At 64.3% G+C, this 22,240-nt stretch carries 17 protein-coding genes, 1 tRNA gene and 1 pseudogene; 6 read left to right on the forward strand and 13 right to left on the reverse strand.

All coding sequences use genetic code 11. The annotated features are described in order from the left end of the window. Positions 1-115 precede the first annotated feature (115 nt). The 5 genes from ACODSP_RS21440 to ACODSP_RS21460 form a co-directional block, all read right to left on the reverse strand. Positions 116-2,212: a glycoside hydrolase family 97 protein gene (locus ACODSP_RS21440; RefSeq protein WP_488967579.1), complete on the reverse strand. Its 2,097-nt coding sequence runs from the start codon at positions 2,210-2,212 to the stop codon at positions 116-118. Beyond that, positions 2,184-3,650: a tryptophan 7-halogenase gene (locus tag ACODSP_RS21445; protein WP_488967580.1), complete on the reverse strand. Its 1,467-nt coding sequence runs from the start codon at positions 3,648-3,650 to the stop codon at positions 2,184-2,186. The genes ACODSP_RS21440 and ACODSP_RS21445 overlap by 29 nt, the downstream gene beginning before the upstream one ends. Beyond that, positions 3,647-5,215, reverse strand: coding sequence for a tryptophan 7-halogenase (locus tag ACODSP_RS21450; RefSeq protein ID WP_488967581.1), 1,569 nt, complete (start codon positions 5,213-5,215; stop codon positions 3,647-3,649). Before ACODSP_RS21450 ends, ACODSP_RS21445 begins: the two co-directional genes overlap by 4 nt. Positions 5,216-5,318: 103 nt before the next feature. Further along, a complete protein-coding gene (locus tag ACODSP_RS21455; RefSeq protein WP_488967582.1) occupies positions 5,319-8,741 on the reverse strand; it encodes a TonB-dependent receptor in 3,423 nt (1,140 codons plus the stop codon). A gap of 315 nt (positions 8,742-9,056) precedes the next feature. Next, positions 9,057-10,586, reverse strand: a complete 1,530-nt coding sequence (locus ACODSP_RS21460) for an MFS transporter (RefSeq protein WP_488967583.1) — start codon at positions 10,584-10,586, stop codon at positions 9,057-9,059. A gap of 57 nt (positions 10,587-10,643) precedes the next feature. Between ACODSP_RS21460 and ACODSP_RS21465 the strand changes: the two genes are divergently transcribed. The 3 genes from ACODSP_RS21465 (at position 10,644) to ACODSP_RS21475 (ending at position 13,739) form a co-directional block, all read left to right on the forward strand. Next, positions 10,644-11,657, forward strand: a complete 1,014-nt coding sequence (locus tag ACODSP_RS21465) for a substrate-binding domain-containing protein (protein WP_488967584.1) — start codon at positions 10,644-10,646, stop codon at positions 11,655-11,657. A gap of 347 nt (positions 11,658-12,004) precedes the next feature. Then, positions 12,005-12,361, forward strand: coding sequence for a group III truncated hemoglobin (locus tag ACODSP_RS21470; RefSeq protein WP_488967585.1), 357 nt, complete (start codon positions 12,005-12,007; stop codon positions 12,359-12,361). 103 nt (positions 12,362-12,464) lie between these two features. Then, entirely contained in the window at positions 12,465-13,739 is a 1,275-nt protein-coding gene (locus ACODSP_RS21475; protein WP_488967586.1) for an MFS transporter, read from the forward strand. Between the two features lie 11 nt (positions 13,740-13,750). Here the strand turns inward: ACODSP_RS21475 and ACODSP_RS21480 are convergent, their stop codons facing one another. Then, entirely contained in the window at positions 13,751-15,550 is a 1,800-nt protein-coding gene (locus ACODSP_RS21480; RefSeq protein WP_488967587.1) for a tetratricopeptide repeat protein, read from the reverse strand. A gap of 118 nt (positions 15,551-15,668) precedes the next feature. Here ACODSP_RS21480 and ACODSP_RS21485 point away from each other — a divergent pair, with 118 nt between their 5' ends. Then, on the forward strand, positions 15,669-15,920 hold the full coding sequence (locus ACODSP_RS21485) for a GDP-mannose 4,6-dehydratase (protein ID WP_488967588.1): 252 nt from the start codon (positions 15,669-15,671) through the stop codon (positions 15,918-15,920). Here the strand turns inward: ACODSP_RS21485 and ACODSP_RS21490 are convergent. After that, positions 15,910-16,314 (reverse strand): hypothetical protein, encoded by a 405-nt coding sequence (locus ACODSP_RS21490; protein WP_488967589.1) that lies wholly within the window; start codon positions 16,312-16,314, stop codon positions 15,910-15,912. The two genes, ACODSP_RS21485 and ACODSP_RS21490, sit on opposite strands and share 11 nt — an antisense overlap. Positions 16,315-16,523: 209 nt before the next feature. Here ACODSP_RS21490 and ACODSP_RS21495 point away from each other — a divergent pair, with 209 nt between their 5' ends. Beyond that, positions 16,524-16,730: a hypothetical protein gene (locus tag ACODSP_RS21495; protein ID WP_054170391.1), complete on the forward strand. Its 207-nt coding sequence runs from the start codon at positions 16,524-16,526 to the stop codon at positions 16,728-16,730. Between the two features lie 120 nt (positions 16,731-16,850). Then, a tRNA-Arg gene (locus ACODSP_RS21500) sits at positions 16,851-16,927 on the forward strand. Between the two features lie 92 nt (positions 16,928-17,019). Here the strand turns inward: ACODSP_RS21500 and ACODSP_RS21505 are convergent. From ACODSP_RS21505 to ACODSP_RS21530, 6 genes and pseudogenes are all read right to left on the reverse strand, one after another. Further along, positions 17,020-17,985, reverse strand: a complete 966-nt coding sequence (locus tag ACODSP_RS21505; protein WP_488967590.1) for a tyrosine-type recombinase/integrase — start codon at positions 17,983-17,985, stop codon at positions 17,020-17,022. Positions 17,986-18,008: 23 nt separating this feature from the next. Continuing rightward, positions 18,009-18,149 (reverse strand): annotated as a pseudogene (locus ACODSP_RS21510) (excisionase family DNA-binding protein); the annotation flags it as partial. Continuing rightward, positions 18,146-19,972: a DNA cytosine methyltransferase gene (locus ACODSP_RS21515; protein WP_488967591.1), complete on the reverse strand. Its 1,827-nt coding sequence runs from the start codon at positions 19,970-19,972 to the stop codon at positions 18,146-18,148. The pseudogene ACODSP_RS21510 and the gene ACODSP_RS21515, both read right to left, overlap by 4 nt. Beyond that, the gene (locus ACODSP_RS21520; protein WP_488967592.1) at positions 19,951-20,541 is read right to left on the reverse strand and encodes a DUF1643 domain-containing protein; all 591 of its coding nucleotides are present in this window, start codon (positions 20,539-20,541) and stop codon (positions 19,951-19,953) included. The genes ACODSP_RS21515 and ACODSP_RS21520 overlap by 22 nt, the downstream gene beginning before the upstream one ends. Next, positions 20,541-21,398 (reverse strand): hypothetical protein, encoded by an 858-nt coding sequence (locus ACODSP_RS21525; RefSeq protein WP_488967593.1) that lies wholly within the window; start codon positions 21,396-21,398, stop codon positions 20,541-20,543. Before ACODSP_RS21525 ends, ACODSP_RS21520 begins: the two co-directional genes overlap by 1 nt. Before the next feature lie 6 nt (positions 21,399-21,404). Next, the gene (locus tag ACODSP_RS21530; RefSeq protein ID WP_488967594.1) at positions 21,405-22,235 is read right to left on the reverse strand and encodes a hypothetical protein; all 831 of its coding nucleotides are present in this window, start codon (positions 22,233-22,235) and stop codon (positions 21,405-21,407) included. Positions 22,236-22,240: the final 5 nt, after the last annotated feature.

Genomic DNA, 22,240 nt, shown 5'->3' on the forward strand with positions numbered 1-22,240 from the left:
CTTCGAAACCAAAATCGGCCGGACGGTCACAGCAGGCGTAAATGTAAGGTTCTGATCAGGCCTGACCCGAAAAAAAGCCGCCGGCAGTGATGCCGACGGCTTTTGCCCTTTTAGATCAAAGGGCCTTGAACCGGACGGCGATGCCGCCACCTGGTGCCATCTCCAGGTCCAGGCTGTCCTTCGACGTCACCACACGCTTTTCCACCTTCAACGCGGTCGGGTTGGTCTTGTAATCGGCCCCCGCGCCATCGGCATAGATCTGCGCCTCATAGCGCTTGCCGGGCGTCAGGAAGTCCAGCTTCTGGGTCAGCTTGCGGGCATTCTCGTCGGTGACGCCGCCCAGGAACCAATCCTTGCCCCCGCGCGGTTGCCGCGCCACCACGACATAATCACCGATCTCCGCCTGCAAAGTGCGTGACGTTTCCCAGTCCGCCGCGACATCGCGGATGAACTGGAAGGCGTCGGGCCGGGCCTCGTAATTCTCTGGCAGGTCGGCGGCCATCTGTACCGGGCTGTACAGCACGACATAAAGCGCCAGTTGTGTGGCCAGCGTGGACTGCACCCGCGCCTCCAGCTTGTCTTTGCCATGCATGACGTCGAAGATGCCGGGCGTGTAATCCATCGGCCCGGCCAGCATGCGGGTGAAGGGCAGGATGGTGACATGTTCGGGCGGGTTGGTGGGCTTGCCCCAGGCGTTGAATTCCTGGCCCCGCGCGCCTTCACGGCTGACCCAGTTGGGATAGGTGCGGCGCAGGCCCGTATCCTTCACCGGCTCATGCGCGTTCACGGCGATCTTGTGCCGGGCCGCCGTCTCCACGACCTTCAGGTGGTGGCGCACCATATATTGACCGGCAAACCATTGCTGGCCGCCCGCCTCGTCCAGGATGGTGCCGCTATGCTTGACATAGCCGGTCTTGACGCGATCCACGCCCACCTTCTGGTACAGCGCCATGGCGCCTTCCAACTGACGCTCATAATTGACCACGGCGCCTGCCGTTTCATGATGCCCAATCAGGCCCGCCCCCTTCGCCTTGCCATAGGCGGCCAGCGCCGGCAGGTCGAAATCGGGATAGCTTTCGGTGAAGCTGAACTGATCGCCATTGGCGATCCAGTCGCCGTCCCAGCCCTTGTTCCACCCCTCGACCAGAACGCCGGTGAACCCGTACTTGGCCGCAAAATCCATATAGCGCTTCACATTGGCGTTGTTGGCCCCATGGATCGGCCCGCTGCCCCAGGTGGATTTGTTCAGATGCATCTCCCACCAGATGCCGACATACTTGCCCGGCTTGAACCAGGACACGTCGCCCAGCTTGTTAGGCTCGTTCAGGTTCAAGGTGATGCGGCTGTCGGCCAGGGCCGCCGCACTGTCACCGATCAGGACGGTGCGCCAGGGCGTGGTGAACGGTCCCGTCTTGCGGGCCAGAACCCCGTCGGGCCAGGGCATCAGCCGGGCCGTCAAGGTCCTCGCCCCGTCACCGGACAGCAGCATGGAGGGGAAATCCACCAACGCCGCCTCATGGATCGACAGGTGAAGGCCGTTATCCCCCTTCAGGGTCAGCGGCGTTTCGGCGGTGGTGATGCGGCGCGCGTCGGTCTTGGTGTAAAGATACTCGTCCCGCTCCTCGCCCTGCGCCTGATACCACCAGGCTGTCTGATTACCCACGGGCCGGAACTGCGTGCGCTCGCCCACCACCTCCACGGCCTGACCCGCTGGAATGGCGCTGTAATCATACCGGAAGCCGATACCGTCATCGAACAGCCGGAAGGTGACGCCGACATTGGCGTTCAGGGCCGTATCCCCGCCCAGCGTCACCGTCATTTCGGTATGGTTATCGCGCACCACCCGTTGCTCGCCCCAGGGCTGTTCCCAATTCGTGTCCGATGCCGCCCGCTTCACCGCCTTGATGGCGCTGTAGCGAACCGGCGCCTCCCCCTTGAAGCCCAGGCCCAAGGCGCCCGGCGCCAGAACCGGCGCACCCTTGCGGCTGACCTCATAAAAGGCCTGCCCATCCTTCACAAAGACGCACAGCTCGATCAGCTTGCCCGGCGACTGCGCGCATTCACGGTCAGCGGCCAGCGCCGGATTGGCGGCCCCCAGGGCGACAAGCGAGGAAAGCAGCGTCAGGGAACGGAAATTCATCAGGGGGGCCTCTTTGCAGGAATGAAACCAGTCGAAACGCACGTCACTGACCATGGAGCAGATAGGCGTCATGGGTCGGCTGCCGCAAGACCTGGGTCTTCACGAAGCCCAGCATGGCGCGCAGCCGCGCCTTCAATTCCTCCGCCGGGATCAAATCCAGGGCGGGTGGATAGGTATCGGGCACCAGCCCATGCCCGGCCAGGAAGGCGCGCCAACTGTCGGGGACCAGATCATCCTCGTCCCACGGCGCCAGCTCGCCCCGCGCCCTGAACAGCGACAGGCGGTGGAACAGGTCGGTGGACAAAGGCAGATCGCGCGCCGCATCCCAGAAGGGACCGACATGGCGGGCCAGATGGTAATGCATCGCCTGAAAATCGCGCAGATGCGTGAAATGCGCCCGCGTCAGCCGGTTATATTCGGCTTGTGCGGCCCGGAAGCCGCCATGCCGGGGGAAATGCGCCAGCAGATGCACAAGCCCTTGCTGCAGGGCCAGCAGGTCCAGGTCATGCAATGGGTCCAGACGTACCGCGGCCTGACCCAGCGCCAAGCAGTTGCCATCCCAGGCGCGGGCGCGCAAACCCGGCGCATTGGCCCGTCCCACCGCATCCTCGGGCGCGAAACCACAGAGCGGCGGCAGGCGGCGCAGCACATCCGCCTCCCCGGGCCCCGACCGCCAAACCGCCGTCAGATAGGTGCCAGACTGTGCGGGACGCAGCGCGATCCAGCCCTGGTTGAAGCCCCGCACCTCCGCATAGGGCGGCAGCGCCTTCATGCGCGGCCCCCGCGCCGTCAGCACGCGGTCGGCGGGGAAGTCCCAGGGCTCCAGGCCATTTCCCGGCCCGGCGATCAGCTGCGCGTCGCCGCCCGTGACATCCAGATAGAAATCACCCTCGACGCGCTGCCCATCCTCCAGCATCAACCCGGTGATCACGCCGCCATCGCGCGCCACCGACAGGCCGCGCGCCGGTATCACCGTGACACCGGCGCGAAGAGCCAGTTCCTTCAGGACCGCCGCATAGGGTAATGCCGGCAGGTGATAACCGTAATCGCTGCGGCCATATTCCTCGCTCTGCGCGTCGGGGATGAACAGCCGCCCCTGCCGGGCCGCCGCCGCGGTCAGGCTGAAATCCTCCAGCGGCACCGACAGGCCATGGCGGCGGGCGCGCAGCCAATGGGCGAAGAAATCTTGCCCCCCGATGGGGGAGCCCAGCGCACCGAACGGATGCAGAAAGGGCGGAACGGAACCCAGCGCATCGGCGAAGTTCCAGCCCAGCGTATAGGCACCCCCCACCCGCGCCAGCAGCCCCTTCTCATCCAGGCGCAGTTGATGATGCAGGGCCTCCAGCGCCGGCAGGCTGGCATGCAGGTCGCCCGGCCCCGCCTTGGCCGGTAGTTCGACAACACTCACCCGCAGGCCGGATGGCGACAGGGCGCGGACCAGCGTCGCCGCCGTCAGCCACAGGGGCGCATCACGCCCGGCGATGACCAGATGGTTGATCGGCTGGTTCATGCGGCATTCCCCCGCGATCCGGCATGGTCAGGCGCTACATGATCAGGCGCCGTGCAATGGCGGGCGATGAAATCGGCATGCGTCGGCATGCCTGACAGCCCGTCACGGATGCGCCCGCGCAAATCCGACAGCCGCCTTTCCAGCTCCGGCAGCGGCAAATGGTCGGCCAGTCGGGCATAGGCCCCTGGCATCACCCCCTGCCCTTCGAATACCGACAGCCAGCTGTCACGCGAGAACAGGCCCAGCTTGTAATCGGGCGCCGCCGCCCCTTCGCGGAACAGGTCCAGCTTGTGCAGCAGGCTGTCCGGCATCTCCATGCTGCGCACATGGTCCCACAGCGGCTCTCCGTGGCGGCTGTTGGCCATGTAATGCAGGACCAGGAAGTCGCGCACCCGGTCGTAATGGATTTCGAACAGGCGGTTGAACTCGGCCGCCAGACGCGGATCAATGCCGCCGCCGGGCCGGGGCATCAGCCCGACCAGATCGAACATCGCAGCCTGGATCAGGAAGATCGACGTGCTTTCCAGCGGTTCCAGGAAGCCGCTGGAAAGGCCCGCCGCGACGCAATTGCCTTCCCAGGCCCGCGCCCGCCGCCCGGCGGCGAAACGCAGCAGGCGCGGTTCAGCCAGCGCCGGCCCGTCCAGCGCCGACAGCAACGTCTCCCGCGCCTCCTCCTCCCCGCACCAGCGGCTGGAGAAGACATAGCCGTTGCCGATCCGGTGCTGCAGCGGGATGCGCCAGGTCCAACCTGCCTTGCGGGCGGTAGCGCGGGTGTAGGGGGTCAGCGGTTGCACGGACGCCGACGGCACCGCCAGCGCCCGGTCGCAGGGCAGCCAGCGCGACCAGTCGCACCAGGGCACCTGCATCGGCCCGCCGACCAGCAGGGAGCGGAACCCACTGCAATCGACAAAGAAATCACCCCCAATCCCAGCGCCCGACGCCAGGGTCAGGCGGGTGACATGCCCGCTCTCCCCATCCCGCGCGACGTCGGTGATCCGCCCCTCCACCCGCATCACGCCGCGCGCAGTAGCCCAAGTACGAAGGAATTCCGCGTACAATCCGGCATCGAAATGATAGGCGTAGGAGAATGTTGATCGTATCGAATTCGTATCGACCGTTGCGGGATGGTCGAACAGACCGGTCCGACAGAGGGCCACGGCGAAGGAATAGTCCTGCAAGGACCCGGCTTCGATGCCGGACAGGCGGGCGCGAGCCCAATGGTGCTGAAAATCCACCCCGGCCCAGGGTTCGCCGAACACCCCGAACGGGTGAATGTAGCGGTCGGTAGGCTGGTTCCAGCCGACAAACTCGATCCCCAGCTTGATGGTGGCGCCGGTGGCGCGCATGAACTCGGCCTCGTCAATGCCCAGCCGGTCATTGAACAGCTTGATATGGGGCAGCGTCGCCTCCCCCACCCCGACGGTCCCGATTTCGTCACTTTCGATCAGGGTCAGGTCATAGGCATCGGTGGGCAACAGCCTGGCCAGACCGGATGCCACCATCCAGCCCGCCGTGCCGCCGCCGACGATCACCACCCGCAGGCGCTTTGCCGCTTGTACCCGCATCCGATGACGCTCCGTGCCCGGTCGGATGACGTATCTCATCAACCGGCTGCAATAAAAAAGGGGGCGCCGCGGAGGGAGTGTGCGGCGGCGCCCCTGGGGAGGATCAGAACTTCACACGGGCACCAACCTGGACGCGGCGGTCGGCCTTGCCCCAGTTGGCATCCTTGTAGACAGGCTTGGCCCCCGGCGTGACGGCACTGTCACCAAAGATCTGCTGCTGATAGATCGTCTTGGTATCCAGCAAGTTGGTACCTTCCAGAGCTACTTCCAGATTCTCGGAGATGGAGTACCGGATGGAACCGTCCAGGAAGCCCGCCGCCTTCTGGAACACCGGCAAGCCGATGCAGCAATCCAGATTGTTGGTCAGGAACCGCGACCGCCAATTATAGGCAAGGCGCAGACCAATTGGCCCCTGCTCATACAGGCCGACAATATTGTAGGTGTGCTTGGAAATCCCGGCCAGCTTGTGGCTGTCGATCACCGCACCGCGCCCGCCCGACACGTCCAGACCGGCACCAAAGCCGCCCGTACCGCCGGCGTCCAGCGCACCCTGCGTCACCAGATTGGAATTGCTGATGCCTGACTGTTCCACATAGGTGTAGTTCACCTGCATGCCCAGCCCGTTCCAGAAATCGGGCAGGAAGTCGAAGAAGATCTGGTAGGAGGTTTCGAAGCCGTACAGCTCTCCCCCACCCTTCTGATTACGCGGACCGCGCATGATCACGGTCTGGGTGGAGTTGCCATTGGTGAATTCACGCACGAATTCGCCGTAGGAGATTGAGTTGCGCAGCTTCTTGTAGAAGCCGCCGACCGAGAACAGGCCGCTCTTGCCGAGATAATATTCATACCCCAGGTCGAACTGGTCGGCCTTCAGCGGCTTCAGCCCAGCATAGCCGGATTCCGCCCGGAAGACGAAATTATACCCGGTCACCTGCCCTGACGCGTTCTTCACCAGATAGGGTGAGCTGGCAGTCGTATCGATCACCGGCGACTGGATGGAGACGAAGTTGCGCAGCAGGCCGAAATCCGGTCGTGCCATGGCACGGGATGCCGCGAAGCGGATATACTGGTCGTCATCCAGACCGAAGCGGACATTGAAGCTGGGCAGGACGTTGGTGTAGTCGGTCTTGAAGTCGTTCGCCGTACCCGACCCGTTGGCAAAGGCCAGGATGGCCGGCGTCAAGGAACAGGCCGGGTTCACGACCGCGCCGGGCGGCAGGGTCGATCCACAGGGCGTGCCCTGCAGGGCACGTAGTGCGGTGTCGGTGGGGAAGCCCACGGAACCCTGGCTGTTGATCTTGGTTTCCACGATACGGGCGCCGATATTGCCATCGACCGTAATACCGTTGAAGATCGTCATGTCGCCGCCGCCAAAGCGCAGCATGGCATAGCCGGCGTTGCTCTTCTCCTGCACATGCATCACTTCGGACGGCAGGAAGCAGCTGCCCGAGGGCAGGCCCGGACGGTCGCAGATCGGCACCCAACCCGGCGAAACGGGATTGTTGGTGTTGGGACCCGACAGCGACTTCACCAAGCGGTCACGATCCTTCAGCACGTCACGGCTGAGATAAACCAGATCGCCATTGGGATAGACATCGCCGTTGAAGAAATCATCACCCAGATTGACCGTGTCCCAGATGCCGGCGCCATAGCCCTTGAAAGGCTGGCCATTGCCGCAACCGGCGGGATAGGCGCCGCCCGTGCTGTCGGCGTTGAAGCCGGGACCGTTGCAGTTCCAGCTGGCGGCGACAGGCGTCCAGTTGAAGGTGGAATAGCGCACCGTCTGCTTGCGGTCGGCATGGCGCACGCCGACCTTCAGCGAGTTCAGCCAGCCATCACCGGCATCCAGATCATAGGTGGCGTCGCCCCGGAAGGCCGTTTCCTTGGCGTCATTATCCTCCAGATGCGCCTGGATGAAGGGGATCCAGTAATTATGCGGGTTGGACAGGCCGCCCGGCGCATAATTCACGTTGGAACCGGGCTTCATCACGACATTCGGCACGCCGTTCTTGCCGACCGAATACTGCATGTCGGCCATGGAGCCGGTGGCGACCAGGATATCGTCGTTGGTGGTGGACGCCGTGATGCGTTGCACATCGAAGCTGGTGTGCAGACGGTCGCTGACGTCCCACTTCACATTGAAGGACAGGTCCTTGGTGCCTTCGCGATGGTCGAAATTCCGCGCCTCGTTCTGGAAATAGAGGCCATCCTGCAGGGTGGTGGTGCTGCAGGCGCCGTTGCCGCAATAGTTCACGAACGGCTTGCCGGGTACCGCCGAGCCGGTGTTGATCGCGTCCTGCAAACTGTCCCACGACCCGCGCCAGCTGCCATGACCCTGGGTCAGCAGCCCGCTTTCCAGCATGCCATCGGCACCGAATTTCAGGGCCGGCGAACCCGTGGCCGGGCCGATGACGCTGGTGTCACGCACCCGGAAGGCCGACGAGCCATAGGCATTGCCGTCCAGGATGACGTGACTGGCATTTTCCAGCCAGGCATTATGGTACTTGGAATGGGTGTACTGCACGGTGGCCTGGAAGCTGCCATCGTCATTCTCATACTGCCCGGCCAGCGAGGTGCCGCGCCGCGTGCGGTCATAGTCGACCAGCGAATAACGGATACCGTCGGGCATATAGGCCCAGCCGGTGCCGCCAAACGGATTGCGGGTACAGCCGACAGTGCCATCGGACCCGATGATGGCCTTGCCCGAGGCATCGACCGCGCCGGCGGAGCAATAGGTGTCGATCTTGTCCATGATGACGCTTTCGGTCCGCGTCACGACATGGGACCGCGCCAGATTGGCCAGCAGGCCGAACTTGCCGGCATTCGTCTCCCAGACATTGCTGATCATGCCGGAATATTCACCCGTCCACTTCTTGGACCGGTCACCATAGGAGCCCTTGATATTGCCGGCAATGGCCAGCCCGTCAGCATCGAACGGCAGGCGCGTGCGCAGATTGACCGTACCGGCGATGCCGCCTTCGATCATGTCCGCCGTCTGGTTCTTGTAGCTGTCGACGCCGGCCATCAGTTCGGGCGAGACGTCGTTGAAGTTCAGGCCGCGATAGCTGTCGGCAGAGAAACTGTCACGACCGTTGAATTCGGTGCGGACCTGGGTCAGGCCGCGGATCAGGACGGACGTGCCCTCCCCCGACGGGTGCGTGCTGTCATCGGATGATTGCAGGCGGGACACGGTGATGCCCGGCACACGCTGAAGCGCTTCCGACACGGACTTGTCCGGGAAGGCGCCGATATCGGTGGCCGTGATGCTGTCCACCACGGTGCCGGCGTTGCGCTTGATGTCGAGCGCGCTTTCCAGGGCCGCGCGCACACCGACAACGACGATTTCCTCCAGAACGGGGGCCGCTTCGGCCTTTGGTTCGGTGGCGGTCTGGGCCTGGGCGCCATGCGCGCCGACCAGGGCCAGCGCCAGCAGCGACACGCCGCCGCGCAGCCACAGCGCATGGCTGTGGTTGGTCTTCACATCCTTCACTTCCTGTTCCCTCCCCTTTTCGGATTTTTCCGCCACCCTTCGCCCCGGCGCATACAGCGCGCCGACCTGCGATCCTTCCGGGCAGCATCCATGTTGTTTGCGTAATTTTGCGCAAACTTGCGTAAGGCGCAAGCGCAAATTTTCAAGGGACAAGAGATTATTATTAATTAATTGATATTATTGTATTTTATTGAACTCAACCCCTGCAGATCATTCAATTTTCAACCGCAAACCCGCACCATAAATCTCCAAATCTCCAGGGTTTTAATGCAAATTTTGCGTAAGCAGGTGCAACAAAGCCCTTAAGGTCAGGTCGAACCGGAGGCGGGGGCTTGCACCCCGAACCATCGCTTATTCCCTGGGGACGAAGACCATGCATAGGGCGGCGATGGCCAGGGAGGCGGCTGCCAGGGTCAGGGCATGGATGGCGTGACCGCCGAACAGGGCACCCACCAGCGGCCCCAGGATCGTGGCGGCCACCAGTTGCGGCAGGACCAGGAAGATATTGTGGATGCCCATATAGACCCCAGCCTTTCGCGCCGGCACGGCACCCGCCAGCAGGGCGTAAGGGATGGACAGGATCGCCGCCCAGGCACAGCCGATGGCGACCGACGGCAGCCACAGCCAGACCGGATCATCCACCAGCGCGAATCCAGCCAGGCCCAGCGCGCCCAGCAGAAGGCAGACCGCGTGACAGGCCCGCCGCCCCACCCGCGCCGCCAATGCCGGCAGCACCAGGGCCGCCAGGGCCGCCACGCCATTATACCCGGCGAACAGCACGCCGACCCAGTCGGCCCCCTGGTTATAGGCGGTCGACATGGCGTCGGTGCTGCCGAAATGCCGGGCCGCGACGGCGGGGACCGTATAGATCCACATGGCGAACAGCCCGAACCATGTGAAGAACTGCACGATGGCCAGCCGTTTCAGCAGGCGCGGCATATGCAGGATATCCTCCACGATCTCCAGCATGCCCAGCGACGCCACCCCCCGCCCGCGCAGGATGGCGGCGGCCACCTGTGCCAGACCGAAACCGATGGCGATGATGGCGATCAGGTGGATTTCCCGTTCCTGCCCCGTGCCCAGCGCGAAACCGGTCAACCCGGCCCCACCCAGCGCCCACAGCGCCCCACTGCGCAGAAGCCCCAGGCCACCGCCGTCTCCCGCCGCCCGCTCCGGTGCCGGGCCTGCCGCCACGTCCGGCGGCCCCTCCGGCTCTGCCGTTGTCACCACGGTCCACAGCACCGCCAGCAGCAGACACCCAGCCCCGACATAGAAGGCGGCCCGTACCGAGGGCGGCAGGGCCTGCCCGTCGCCCGCCAGATTGACGCCCAGCCCATGCGCCATCAGCCAGGGGAGGATGGAGGCGAAGACGGCACCCGCGCCGATGAAGAACACCTGCACCGCGAAACCCTTGGTGCGCTGATCATCGGGCAAGCGGTCGGCCACCAGGGCACGGAACGGCTCCATGGCGATATTGATGGCAGCGGTCAGCAGCCACAGGGTTGCCGAACAGGCCCACAGGGTCCCGGCATTGGGCATGATGCACAAGGCCAGTGCCGACAAAAGCCCGCCCGCGATCAGATAGGGCCGCCGCCGGCCCAGCGGCGACCGCGTGCGGTCCGACAGGTAGCCCACGATGGGCTGCACCAGCAGCCCGGCGATGGGCGCCGCGATCCACAGGATGGGCAGGTCGGCAATATCGACGCCCAGCGCCTGAAAGATGCGGCTGGTATTGACGTTGTGCAGGCCCCAGACGATCTGCACGCCGAACAGGCCGGCGCACATGTTCCATATCTGGCGGTTGGAAAGCGGGAAGCGGGCGTCGGGCGCGGGACGGGTATCGGATGGCGTCGCCGCCACCGAATTTTCACTTGCTTGCAAAATCCCCCCTCCCGTGCGCTATGCTGCGGCACCTTCTTCCCGCCAGCTTCTAACGCGATGGCCGTGTCCAGCAACTCCAAAACCACGCTTGAGGATCTGGCGAAGCTGGCAGGCGTGTCGGTGGCCACCGTCTCGCGTGCGCTGAACGACCACCCCACCATCAGCACGCGCACCAAGCAGCGCATCTGGGCGCTGGCGCGCGAACATGATTACCCGTTCCGCCACTACATGCCGGCCAGCCCCATCGGCGCGGAGGGGTCGATCGTCATCGTCACCCCCTTCGTCCATGGCCGCGCCCTGCCCCTGTCGCACCCGTTCTTCCTGGAGCTGCTGGCCAATATCGGAGAAGCGGCGCGGGCCCGCGACTGCGACTTCACCGTCAGCCATGTGGCACCCGCCGGCTATGACGACCTTGTCGCCACCGTCACCACCAGCCGGGCCAGCGGCGTGATCTTCCTGGGTCAGGGCACGCTGCATGAGGCGTTCAACCGGCTGGCCGCCACGCCCGCCCGTTTCGCCGTCTGGGGTGCGCAACTGCCGGGGCAGGATTACTGCACCATCGGGTCGGACAATCTGCAAGGCGGTCGCCGCGCCACCTTGCATCTGGCCCGCCTGGGGCGGCAGCGCATCCTGTTCATCGGCGGCAACGACCCGGAGGCGATGCAGCGCCGGCGCGGCTATTGGGATGCGCTGGCTGAAAGCAACCTGACCGCCGATCCTAAGCTGAACATCGCCGCGGAGTTCGAACTGGAATCGGCGGAGGCGGCCATCGGTCGCCTGCTGCGCAGCGGCGTGAAGTTCGACGGTGTCGTCGCCGCATCGGACCTGATCGCGCTGGGCGCCATGCGCGCCCTGCGCCGGGCCGGACTGTCGGTGCCGCGCGATGTCTCCGTCGTCGGCTATGACGATATGCTGCTGGCTCGCCTGTCCACCCCGGCGCTGACCACGGTGCGCCAGGACACGGCGGAGGCTGGACGCAAACTGGTCTCGCAGATCCTGGACCCGCTGACCGACCATCGACCCGAACAGCTGCCCACCGAACTGATCGTTCGGGAAAGCTGCGGGGCGTAACCCACCCAGGCGAACCACGTCATTCGGAGAGAACGGCGCACCTGCTCCGACCTCAACGCGGCCTCATGCAACCAAATGAAACAGAAAACAAGGTGGTGTTTCACGACACCCGGCCCCCTGTCCGTGCCCCCAAGGGGTCACCGAACCGGTATGGGCATGGCTGTGGCGTTGAGGGCGGCATCATAGCAGCGACGGGACGAGAAGTCAGCAATGGTGGCCTGTTCAGCGCCGGGGGCGAACGCTGGCAAGCCCGCCCCCGCGACATAGAGTCCATAAGCTATATTTGATTTGCATCTTTAATGCCAGCCGGCCATCTTCCTTGCCGTTACCCGGAACGAGGACCGATCATGGACGATCACGCTTTGGCCCAACTGGTGCGCGCCTTCTATGCCAAGGTACGCAGCGACCCGGAACTGGGCCCCTGGTTCAACAATGCCATCACCGACTGGGACCATCATGAGGTGCTGCTGACCGAATTCTGGTCGTCGGTGATGCTGGGCAGCGGGCAATACAAGGGCAATCCGATGGCAGCCCACCTGCGCCACCGCGCCGCCATGACCCAGGATCGGTTCGACCGTTGGCTGTCGCTGTGGCAGGAAACGGCGGAAGAAACATTGACGGCAGAGGATGCAGCGGCGGTGCGCGCCACCGCCGGGCGCATTGCGCGCAGCCTGCAATTGGGCATGCAGTATATCGCCGCCTGATCGCGGACTTGACAGAGGCGGCGGCATCGCCGGATAGCATATGAAAACAAGCCCTTGCCGGCCGATCACCGGTGCGGCGGGGTTGTCGGAGGATGCGACCGGAATGCAGTCACCCCACGCAATGTCCCGCCAGGATGTCCGCACCCTGGCCCTGGCTTCCCTGGGTGGGGCGCTGGAATTCTATGATTTCATCATCTTCGTCTATTTCGCGACGGTCATCGGGCAGCTGTTCTTTCCGCCCGAACTGCCCGACTGGATGAAGCAGCTGCAGACCTTCGGCGTGTTCGCGGCGGGGTATCTGGCCCGGCCCCTGGGCGGCATCATCATGGCGCATTTCGGCGACCGGATGGGCCGCAAGCGCATGTTCACCTTCTCCATCCTGATGATGGCGGTATCGACCCTGGGCATGGGCCTATTGCCCACCTATGCCGATATCGGGCTGGCGGCACCGGTGCTACTGCTGCTGCTGCGCGTATTCCAGGGGGCGGCCATCGGGGGTGAGGTGCCGGGCGCCTGGGTGTTCGTGGCCGAACATGTGCCGGCCCACCGCATCGGCCTTGCCTGCGGCACCGTCACCTGCGGCCTGACCCTGGGCATCCTGCTGGGATCGCTGGCGGCGACGGGCGTGAACACGCTGTTCACGCCGGAACAGGTGCTGGACGATGTCTGGCGTGGGCCGTTCCTGCTGGGTGGTGTGTTCGGCCTGATCTCCGTCTATCTGCGCCGCTGGCTGGCGGAAACGCCGGTCTTCCGCGCCATGCAGGAACGCAAGCAACTGTCGCAGGAATTGCCGCTGCGGGTGGTGGCGCGCGACCATGGGCGCGGTGTAGCCATTTCCATGGCGCTGACGGGCCTGCTATCGGCGGGGATCATCGTGCTGATCCTGATGATGCCGTCCATCCTGCAGAAATTCTACGGGTTCGGGGCGGCGGAATCGCTGCGGGCCAATTCGGTGGCGACGCTGTTCCTGTCGGCGGGCTGTATCAGTGCGGGCCTGATCGTGGACAAGATCGGAGCGGCCCGCTTCTTCGCGTGGTTCAGCCCGCTTCTGGGTCTGTCGGCCCTGCTGATGTTCGCCCTGCTGCGGGCCGACCCGTCCTGGCTGTTCCCCGCATCCGCCATGGTGGGCCTGTGCGTGGGCGTGATCGGGGCGGTGCCGCATGCCATGGTGCATGTCTTCCCCGGTTCCATCCGGTTCAGCGGCCTGTCCACCTCCTACAATCTGGCCTATGCGGTGTTCGGCGGCCTGACGCCCATTGCCGTTACTATGATGTTGCAGGCAAGCCCCCTGGCCCCGGCGCTCTATGTCCTGTTGTTCGGGGTGGTGGGCAGCATCACCGGTTTTGCCCTGAAGCGGGGACCGCACCATACGGTGTGAACCTCCGGTACCTAGGAGTGTTTCTCATTTGACCGGGAAACCGATACGGCCAGGGCGTCCGCAACCCGCCGGACCACGGGCGCCCATTCACCGCGCCTCTCCTGTCGGAAAAGCCGCATGGACGGATACCAGAACGTATCCTCGCCCTTTTCAAGCCAGCGCCAGTCAGGGGAAAAGGGCAGCAAGGTGAAGGTGGGACGCCCCAGCCCGCCGGCCAGATGCGCCGGCCCCGTGCAGGAGGTGATGATCAGGTCCAGGTTGGCCATGATGGCAGCGGTATCGGCGAAATCCCCGATCTCCGGCCCCAGATCGACAAAATTCTCCGGCAAGGGTCCGGCAGTTTCAAGATCCTTGCGGCCCGGTCCCTTTTGCAGACCGAAAAAGGACACGCCGGCCGTGTTCAGCAGCGGGCGCACCGCCGCCAGACCGGGGGAGCGCAACCGGTCGGCCTTGAATTCCGGGTTGCCGGCCCAGACCATGCCCACCTTCAGACCCCGGTATCGCGACAGTTTCTCGCCCCATTGCGCCTGCAGGTCCGGTTCTGCCGCCAGATAGGGGGCGGCGGGCACATTGTCGATGCGCGCCCCCAGCAGGTGCGGCAATGACAGAAGCGATACATGGGCGTCGTGCGGCGGCAGCGGCTGAAACCGCCCGATCACAGGGCCCAGGCCGGGAACGCCGCCCAGCAGGCGCACCAACTGGCTGTTGCATTCCAGTATGACCTTCACGCCGCGTTCGCGCAGCACCGGGATATAACGGACGAATTGCAGCGCATCGCCTACCCCCTGTTCGTCATGAACCAGCAAGGTGCGGCCCGCCATGTCCGACCCATCCCAGGCGGGAGAGGTGAAATCCCGGCGGGGAGAGGGGAAATCCGGCATGCGCGAGCGCCATTCGTACTCGGCCAGCCCTTCTGGATACTTGCCCTGCATCAGCAGGCCCATGGCCAGCGACGTGTGGCCAGCGGCAAGGGCAGGATCGTGCTTGACAGCAGCACGCGCACTACTGACCGATTGTTCGATCAGCATTTCCTCGCGATAGGCGACGGACAGGTTCAGGTGCGCCGTGGCGCTGTCTGGCTGTTTGGCGATGGCGCGGCGAAAACAATCCATGGCCTCGGGGTAAAGGTCCTGATCCTGCAGAACGATCCCCAGATTGCTGAGCAGGCCCGGATCGTCGGGCGCGAAGCCCAGGGCCGTGCGGTAGGCCACCGCCGCATCGGCCAACCGGCCCAGCCGCCGCAAGGCCACACCCATGTTGGTATAGGCATGGACGGATAGCGGCTGCATGGCCAGCAGCTCATACATCGCCTCGATGGCCGCTTCCGGCTTGTTATCCAGGATCAGCAGCCGGCCCAGTTGCAACCGCGCCTCCGCCGAATAGGGGCGCAGCGTGATCAGGTGCCGCTGCGCCGTCACCGCGTCGCCGGGCCGCTGCATCTGATCCAGGATGTTGACCAAGTTGCTGAGGCCGTCGGCGAAGTCGGGCGCCAGACGCACGGCCTGCAGGCAGGCATTCAACGCATCGGGCAGCCGGTTCAGGCGGCGCAGCGCACTGGCCAGATTGGAATGGCGGACGGGATCATCCGGCACCGCCTTCACCGCCGCCTCCATGATCGCCGCCGCCGCAGCATACTCACCGCGTTGAAGATGCAGCACGCCCAACCGGTTCAAGGCATCACCATGGCCGGGTGCGCGATCCAGGACCGACCGGTATGCGGTCTCCGCCTCCGCCAGACGACCGGCATCATGCAGGGCGATGGCGGCTTGAAGCTCGGCAATGGCGGTCGATGGCTGATGCTGCACATTCATCGGGATAATCTCTCCTTCCGCGCCGATTTTACCGATCCCATCGAGGCCCCGGTACCCTTATAGATATGCTTATCCGCATCGGTGCGGCCGATGCCATCGCAATCGTCGCAATGGGTTGATGGGTGAGGAGCGGGGTACGGGCCGGGGGGCGGGGGAAACCGCCATCGATCTGGACAGCGGGCGCATCTGCGTCGCGGTCGATCCGGGCCTGTTCCGACCGGCGGAGGTGGGAGAGCTGCGTGGTGACAGCCGCAAGGCGCGTGAACGCCTGGGCTGGTCACCCACGGTCGAACTTCCCACTGTCATCGCCATGATGGTGAAGGCTGAACAGGCCCTTCAGGCCAAAAACACCGACCCCGTCAGGGAATGACGGTCACGGGCTCGCCATTGGCCGGGTCAGCCTTGACGACGCTGACCTTGCCACTTTCGGGCACCGAAAGCTCATAGGTCACGCCGGCGGAAAGATAGGCGAAGCAGGCGGCATGCAGGGCCCCATCCTGACCGTCCGCCGCCTGACGCTGCAACGGGCATTGCTGCCCGCCGATGGTCAGGTCACGAAGCTTGCCGGTCTGTGCCTGGCCCAGCGTCAACTGGATGCGATGCACACCCTCCCTGCCGGCGGTGAAGCTGCAACGCCCGGCGGCGGCCATCATGCAATCTTCCGCCTGTTCTTCGGCGGCGGCGTGGGCAGGTGTCACGGGGGCGAATGCCAGGAATGCCGCAGCCATCATCAGGCCCGCGGACCGGCGGAAGAGGAAAAACATGGAAACCTCGTCACATACGCTACAAAACGCCCCGCCCCTGAATAGGGCACGAGCGAATGCATAATCAACCCCTGAATTGTAGCGTAAATACCATACTTCCGCCGTATGCCTGGAAGGCTACCCCATCCGGGTGGGACCATGGTGGAAGGAAAGGCGTGACGGGCCGGGGCCCGCCATGCTTAAAGAACCTGGAATGTATCGGGAATAATATGATGCCGGCTGAAGAAGATATCGTTGAACGCCTGCGCCGCCGCGCGGCCCGCGCCCGCGACCGTTATCCGGATGAAGCCGATGATCCCGCGACCCTCGTGGGTGGGTTGATCCAGGATTACGAGGCCGCCGCCGATGAGCTTCAGCGTATGCGCGACGCGCTAAAAGACCTGTCACGGCAGGCACTGCGGGCCATGCTGGGCTGAAAGATCGATTGATTTCAGTGACTTGTTGGCAATTTTGATTTTCTCGAACGAAGCATTTGCACCAACCGAACCGATGCGCTATGGTCCGCGCCGCTTGGGGTTGCTCCCCAATGCCGGCATGGACCCGTAGCTCAGCTGGATAGAGCGCTGCCCTCCGAAGGCAGAGGCCGATGGTTCGAATCCATTCGGGTCCGCCAATTCTTTCAATGGTAGCCGGCCATTTAGGGCATCTGCTCCTTGGTGCAAATGAACCAAGTGGACTGCCAAGCCCCCTCCCCTCCCAAAAAAATCAATCCAGCACGCTGGCGGTTGCCCGCAGATGGTCGGGGCTGTATCGCGCATAGACGCGAAAGGTCACGCGGATGTCGCTGTGGCCCAGCAGCTGCGCCACCTCTTCCATCGGTCGCCCCGCCTCCACCATGGCGACAGCGGCGCTGTGGCGAAGGACGTGGGGGCTGACATCGGCGAGCTTTGCCCGCTCACAGGCCCTGTCAAACCCCTTCCTGATTTGCAGCACGGGCTTGCCAGCCCATTCGATCACATGATCGGTCAGGGCGGCAGCTTTGGCGGCGGTCAGTTCGGCCAGCAGGCGCGGGCCGAAGGGCACGATGCCGCGGTTTTTCCGGCGCTTGGTGTCATCAACCCGCGTCAGCACGATGATCTTGCGATCAAAATCCACCTGCGCCCAGGTCAGCTGCAGGATCGCTTCCTTACGGGCCGCCGTGGCCCACAGCAGGCGGATGGCCAGCTTGATGTGGAAGGCGTCGGCGGCCTCAATTAGCCGTTCAACCTCCGCCCTGGTCAGGACGCGATCGCGCGGCGGCGGCATCGGCGGCACCTCGACCACTGCCGGGGTTTTCTTGTCATGCCAGCGCAGGGCAGCGCGCAACGTCCCCAGCTCCTTGCGGATGGTGCCATCCTGGCGTCCTTCCCGTCGCCGCTGGTCGGCATAGTCACGGGTCAGTTGCCGGGTAATGTGTTCCGGGCGCAGATGCCCGAAGGCTGGCGCCAGGGGCTTCCAGGCATCGCGCAGGCGCGCTGGGCTGGTGGCCGTGCGGTCCTTGTCCGCCAGATACTCGGCCATGATGTCGGCGACCGTTTCGGGAGGTTTTTTCAGCGTCTGCTGAAAATCCATCAGGGCGCGTTCGGCACGCTCACGACTTTCGGTGGCAGCGATGCGGAGCGAGCGCCGGGCTGTACCTGTGCCGGTTGACCAGGATACGCACCAGTATCCCCGATATTTGACAAGCCGCATGCCTCAATCCTTTCCACCGCGTCCGCACCAATCCGCACCAGCCGGCCCAGCCGGAATGCCGGTATCTTTTCTTCTTTGATCAAGTCCCTGATATGTCGGGCGCTGCACCCCCATCGATCCGCCAGGGTTTCCGGGGTAAAGGGCTTTGCCGTCATCGTTTTCATTCCTTCTGTCGATCAATGCAGGCCCGCTGGTGCTCGGCATCCAGGCGCTGGAACACCCATGTGATGACGTCGCGGGGCCAGCTGTTGCCGATGCCCTTGTATTTTGGGCCATCGGCCAGGGGCTGGCCGCGCAGGCGTGCGCCGTCCAGGTGATTGTCAGGGAAGCCCTGCAGGCGCAGGCATTCCAGCGGGGTCAGGCGGCGCACGGACATGGCGGCGGCAAGCAGGGTTTCATTCTTGGCGTCGCCGCGCCGGATCGCCGATTGGCTGCCGGCGATTTCCAGTAGGTGCAATTCATTGCGCTGGTTCTCGGCAAAGGCCAGCAGATGGCTTGACCGGTCGGTGCCCGTGGTCAGGGCATCGATCTTGTCGCCCGTCTCCCATGCCCCGCAATTGCCGCTGGTGCGGTAGGCAACCCCATGCTGGGCGCCGGCCTGAAGCGTGAACATCGGGTCAGCGTCGCCGCCGATCCCGATACCGGCCCGCACATCGGTGGTGCTGGCCCCGGTGCGCTTGCCCACCTCCTGAATTGGATAGGCAATCGTCGGCACGCCGCGCTCAGTGCCACCTTCGCTGCATCCCTTTCCGTTGTTGGCGGTATTGAGGGCGTGGGTGATGTCGCCGGTGACGCTGACTGGCAGAAGGTGTCCAGCCGCCGCTTCATCTGGGCCGCACCTCCAGCCGGCGCCAGGGCTGATTCCGCCCAGAGTGCCGACCGTAACGGCAAACGTCTCGGTCTCAAAATCCATGCGCCCGCACGGGCCGCCATGGGCATTCACGGCGGTGGCGACGTCAATTGCCCCCCCCGTGTTGTTTCCGCCAAAGGCAAGGACGTGGGGCTTGTCTCCGACGCCGCCACCCGTTCTGAGGGCAGGCATGACGGTGCCGGTGATTTCGGCGGTACCACCCCCCTCTCGACCACGGAGATCAGCGCCAACAACAGCATCGGCGGCAGTTCCCGGCCCCGCGCGTCCGCCCGACGCAGGATCCCGGCGCAGGCCTTCGGGCTCAGCGAATAGCGGGCCGGTATGGGCCCTGTCTCCAAGATGCTGGAGAGCTTCGGCTTCGGTTTCGAAAAGCACACGGCTGGGATCGACCCCGCTACGATGCCGTGCAGCGACCACAAGAACGCGGGATCGACGCTGCGGGACAAAGCCCTGAGCATCGATGACACGCCACGCGGCTTTTCGGGCGGGTCCAACAACCATACCCGCGTTCGGCCACCCGCCCCGTGGCGCAGGGATGGGGGTGTCCTCTCCCACCAGGCCTGCGAGGAAGCATCCGAAGGCGTTTGTCTTGTCACTGAGAACGCCGGGGACATTCTCCCAGACGGCATAGTCAACAGGTCCATCTGGGCCGGAGCCATCGCAAATCTCCACATAGCGCAGGGTCAGGTTGCCCCGATCATCATTCAGGCCGCCCCGCAGGCCGGCGATGGAAAAGGACTGGCAGGGGCTTCCACCCATGACCAGATTGACGGGGCCCAGCGCCTGGGCGCGGGCGATGAAATCGGGGGCGGCCACATCGCCCAGGTTTGGCGGCGCGCCGTTGGCTCGGGCGGCGATGGTCTGGGCTGCCTTCATTGCCGCCCTGCGCTGCTGTGCCTCTTTGCGGTCAAGGCCGGGATCGTCTGGCGAGGGCATGCGCTCCGGAGGGCCGCAGCCCAGATGGTCATGGGCGACCGCACAGGCAGCGGGATCAATCTCCGCAATCCCAGCGCAGGCCCAGCCCAGGCCGCGGGACGCGACATGCCCGGCGCCGATTCCGTCGAACAGGGAGAGGTATCGGATGGTGGTAGCCATCATGCTGCTGGTGCCCTCCACGGCATCGGCTGGGCGCCGTCGGGAACGTAAAGCGGGTGGCCCGGCACGCCGTCTTTCGTTAGGCGCAGCACGTGTAGGCTGTGGCCGGCTGCCTCAAGCATGCGGGCGACCTGGGGGCCGCGGGCACGCAACTGCCGCGCAGCCGGCAGGCCGTAGGCAACAATGATCAGGTCGGCCTCGCCAGCGGCAGCCAGGATGTGGGCGTCATTCTCGGGTCCGATCGGGTCAGCGGTGTCCGTGACCAGCCGCGACTGGTCCTTGGCCCGAAAAGCGAACGTGTTGCAGACCAGCAGGCGACCGAAGGCGTGCGGGATGCCGCGACGATCCCATTGCATCGTCTTGCGGCAGATGCCCTGGATGGTCCGGTCATCGCGCATCGGATCGGCGGCGCTGGGGTTCATCATCACCCAAAGGGCGGTGAGACCGGTCAGGTTCCACTGGCGGGACAGGAGATAGCGATAATTGTCATTGGTCCCGCCGAAGATGGCGGTACCGGACATCCCGGCCGGCATGGCAAATGTCAGGCCGCCGGGATCGTGGGCTTCAGGGGCGGGGGTGGCAGCCATCATCACTCCCCATCATGCTCAATGGTGGTGTTCGGATCATCCGGCGGGCCGGACAGATACATGAACGGGTTGTCGGTCTCGGTAATGGCGGCGGCCACCATCGACAGGGGCATGTTGAAGACAGCGGCCGCCTCGCCAATGGTGACACCGCTGCGGGATTGGCAGGTCGACCAGACCTGAATGGCGCGCCAAACCAAATAGGCGCCGGGATGGCCCGTCGCATCCCCTTCACCCTCCAGGTTCCAACCTTCGGGATCGGGACCCAACGCAAGGAACGGCATGGGGCCGGGGGATTTGCAGCGCGCGCCGGCGGCATTGTCCTTCGCATCCAGCTGCTCCATCAGCCAGACACAGAGGTCGGCATGATCCGGCCATGTCTTCACCTTGCCGGTGGCAGCCTGCCAGCGTGCGCTGGCCCGCATGTCGGCGCGCCAGCGCAGCATGAAGCCCGCCGCCATCTCCGACATGTCCTTGTAGATCGGCGGCGGTTCCGCGTCTTCGGGTAGGGGCGTGCCAGCATTTGCGGCGTTGTGTTCGCCAAGGGTCGGGACCGGCAGCGCGTCGCTTGCCTGGGCGATGATCATGGTCATCAGGGCCTGAAGCTCTTCCAGCGACGCACCCGCCGCATCACGGCACACCGACCGGATCGCCGCCAGGGTGCGGAACATCTCCATAGAGCCCGCCCAGAGCTTGGCCATGGTGTCGGCCTCTGGCATACCCTCCGAAACCTCACCGCAGACCGGGAAGAACGGGTGCGGCCCACCCCGGATGATGCGGCCTTCTGCCACCATCATGGTTCGGTGCGGATTTGTGAGCGTGGCTGCCCATTTCTGGATGTTGTCGGTGTTGGGATTGGTCATGCTCAATCACTCCCCATCATGCTCAATGGTGGTGGACTGCACCATCACCGGCCACGCCCAATGCGTCGGCTCATCGACTTGAATGAAGCCCGCTCCTTTGCTGTCGGCTGGGACAAACCACCCCTGAAAAGGTGGCTGTTCTTCGCCCGAAAGGTCGCTGGCCCAATGGGCGTCGTCATAGACTTTGCCGCTGGCCAACTTGACGCGGAGGTGGCGGCCCTGTTTTGGTGCGGTTGTGATGGGGTGCCAGGCAGTGAGATAAAAATACCTGTCCAAGAAAAGCGATTCTGCAGCGGGTGGGAGCAGTGGATTGATCGTTTCCAGATGTGGATCTGGCAGTTGAGTCCACGGTGTGCGGGTGCTTGCCATCAGGTCGCGCTTTTCCGTAGCCAAGGCGACCAAATCAGCGCGCTTTACCCTTGGCTTTACTTGAAAGTCGTAATGGGTCCAGGCGAGACCAAAACGTCGATTAATCGTTTCGTCCAGCTTCCCTTCTATGCCCTTTAAAATGCCAGGGGCTTTCAACTCGAACACCTGCTTGAGCGGTTTCGAGATGTCGCCAATATAAGCCTCGGCAGCGTCGTGCAGCAGGCCATCCAGGGCGTATTCGAAGGGAACCAGCATGCTCACCAAAACCGAGTGCTGCGCTACGCTGTAGAAGGAATGGCTGTGCCCGGTAAACCGGCAAATCTTCGACAGGGAGGCGGCAATATCCATGATGTCGATATCGGCAGGCTGAAGGTCAAGGATCGGCACCAGAGCGCCGGACCGAACCTGAATGGTTGGTCCGCTGCCGTAATCTACAACGCCGGGAGTTGTGCTGATGTTTGTCGTCATGCTCA

This window comes from Niveispirillum sp. FG156 (genome assembly GCF_057809555.1).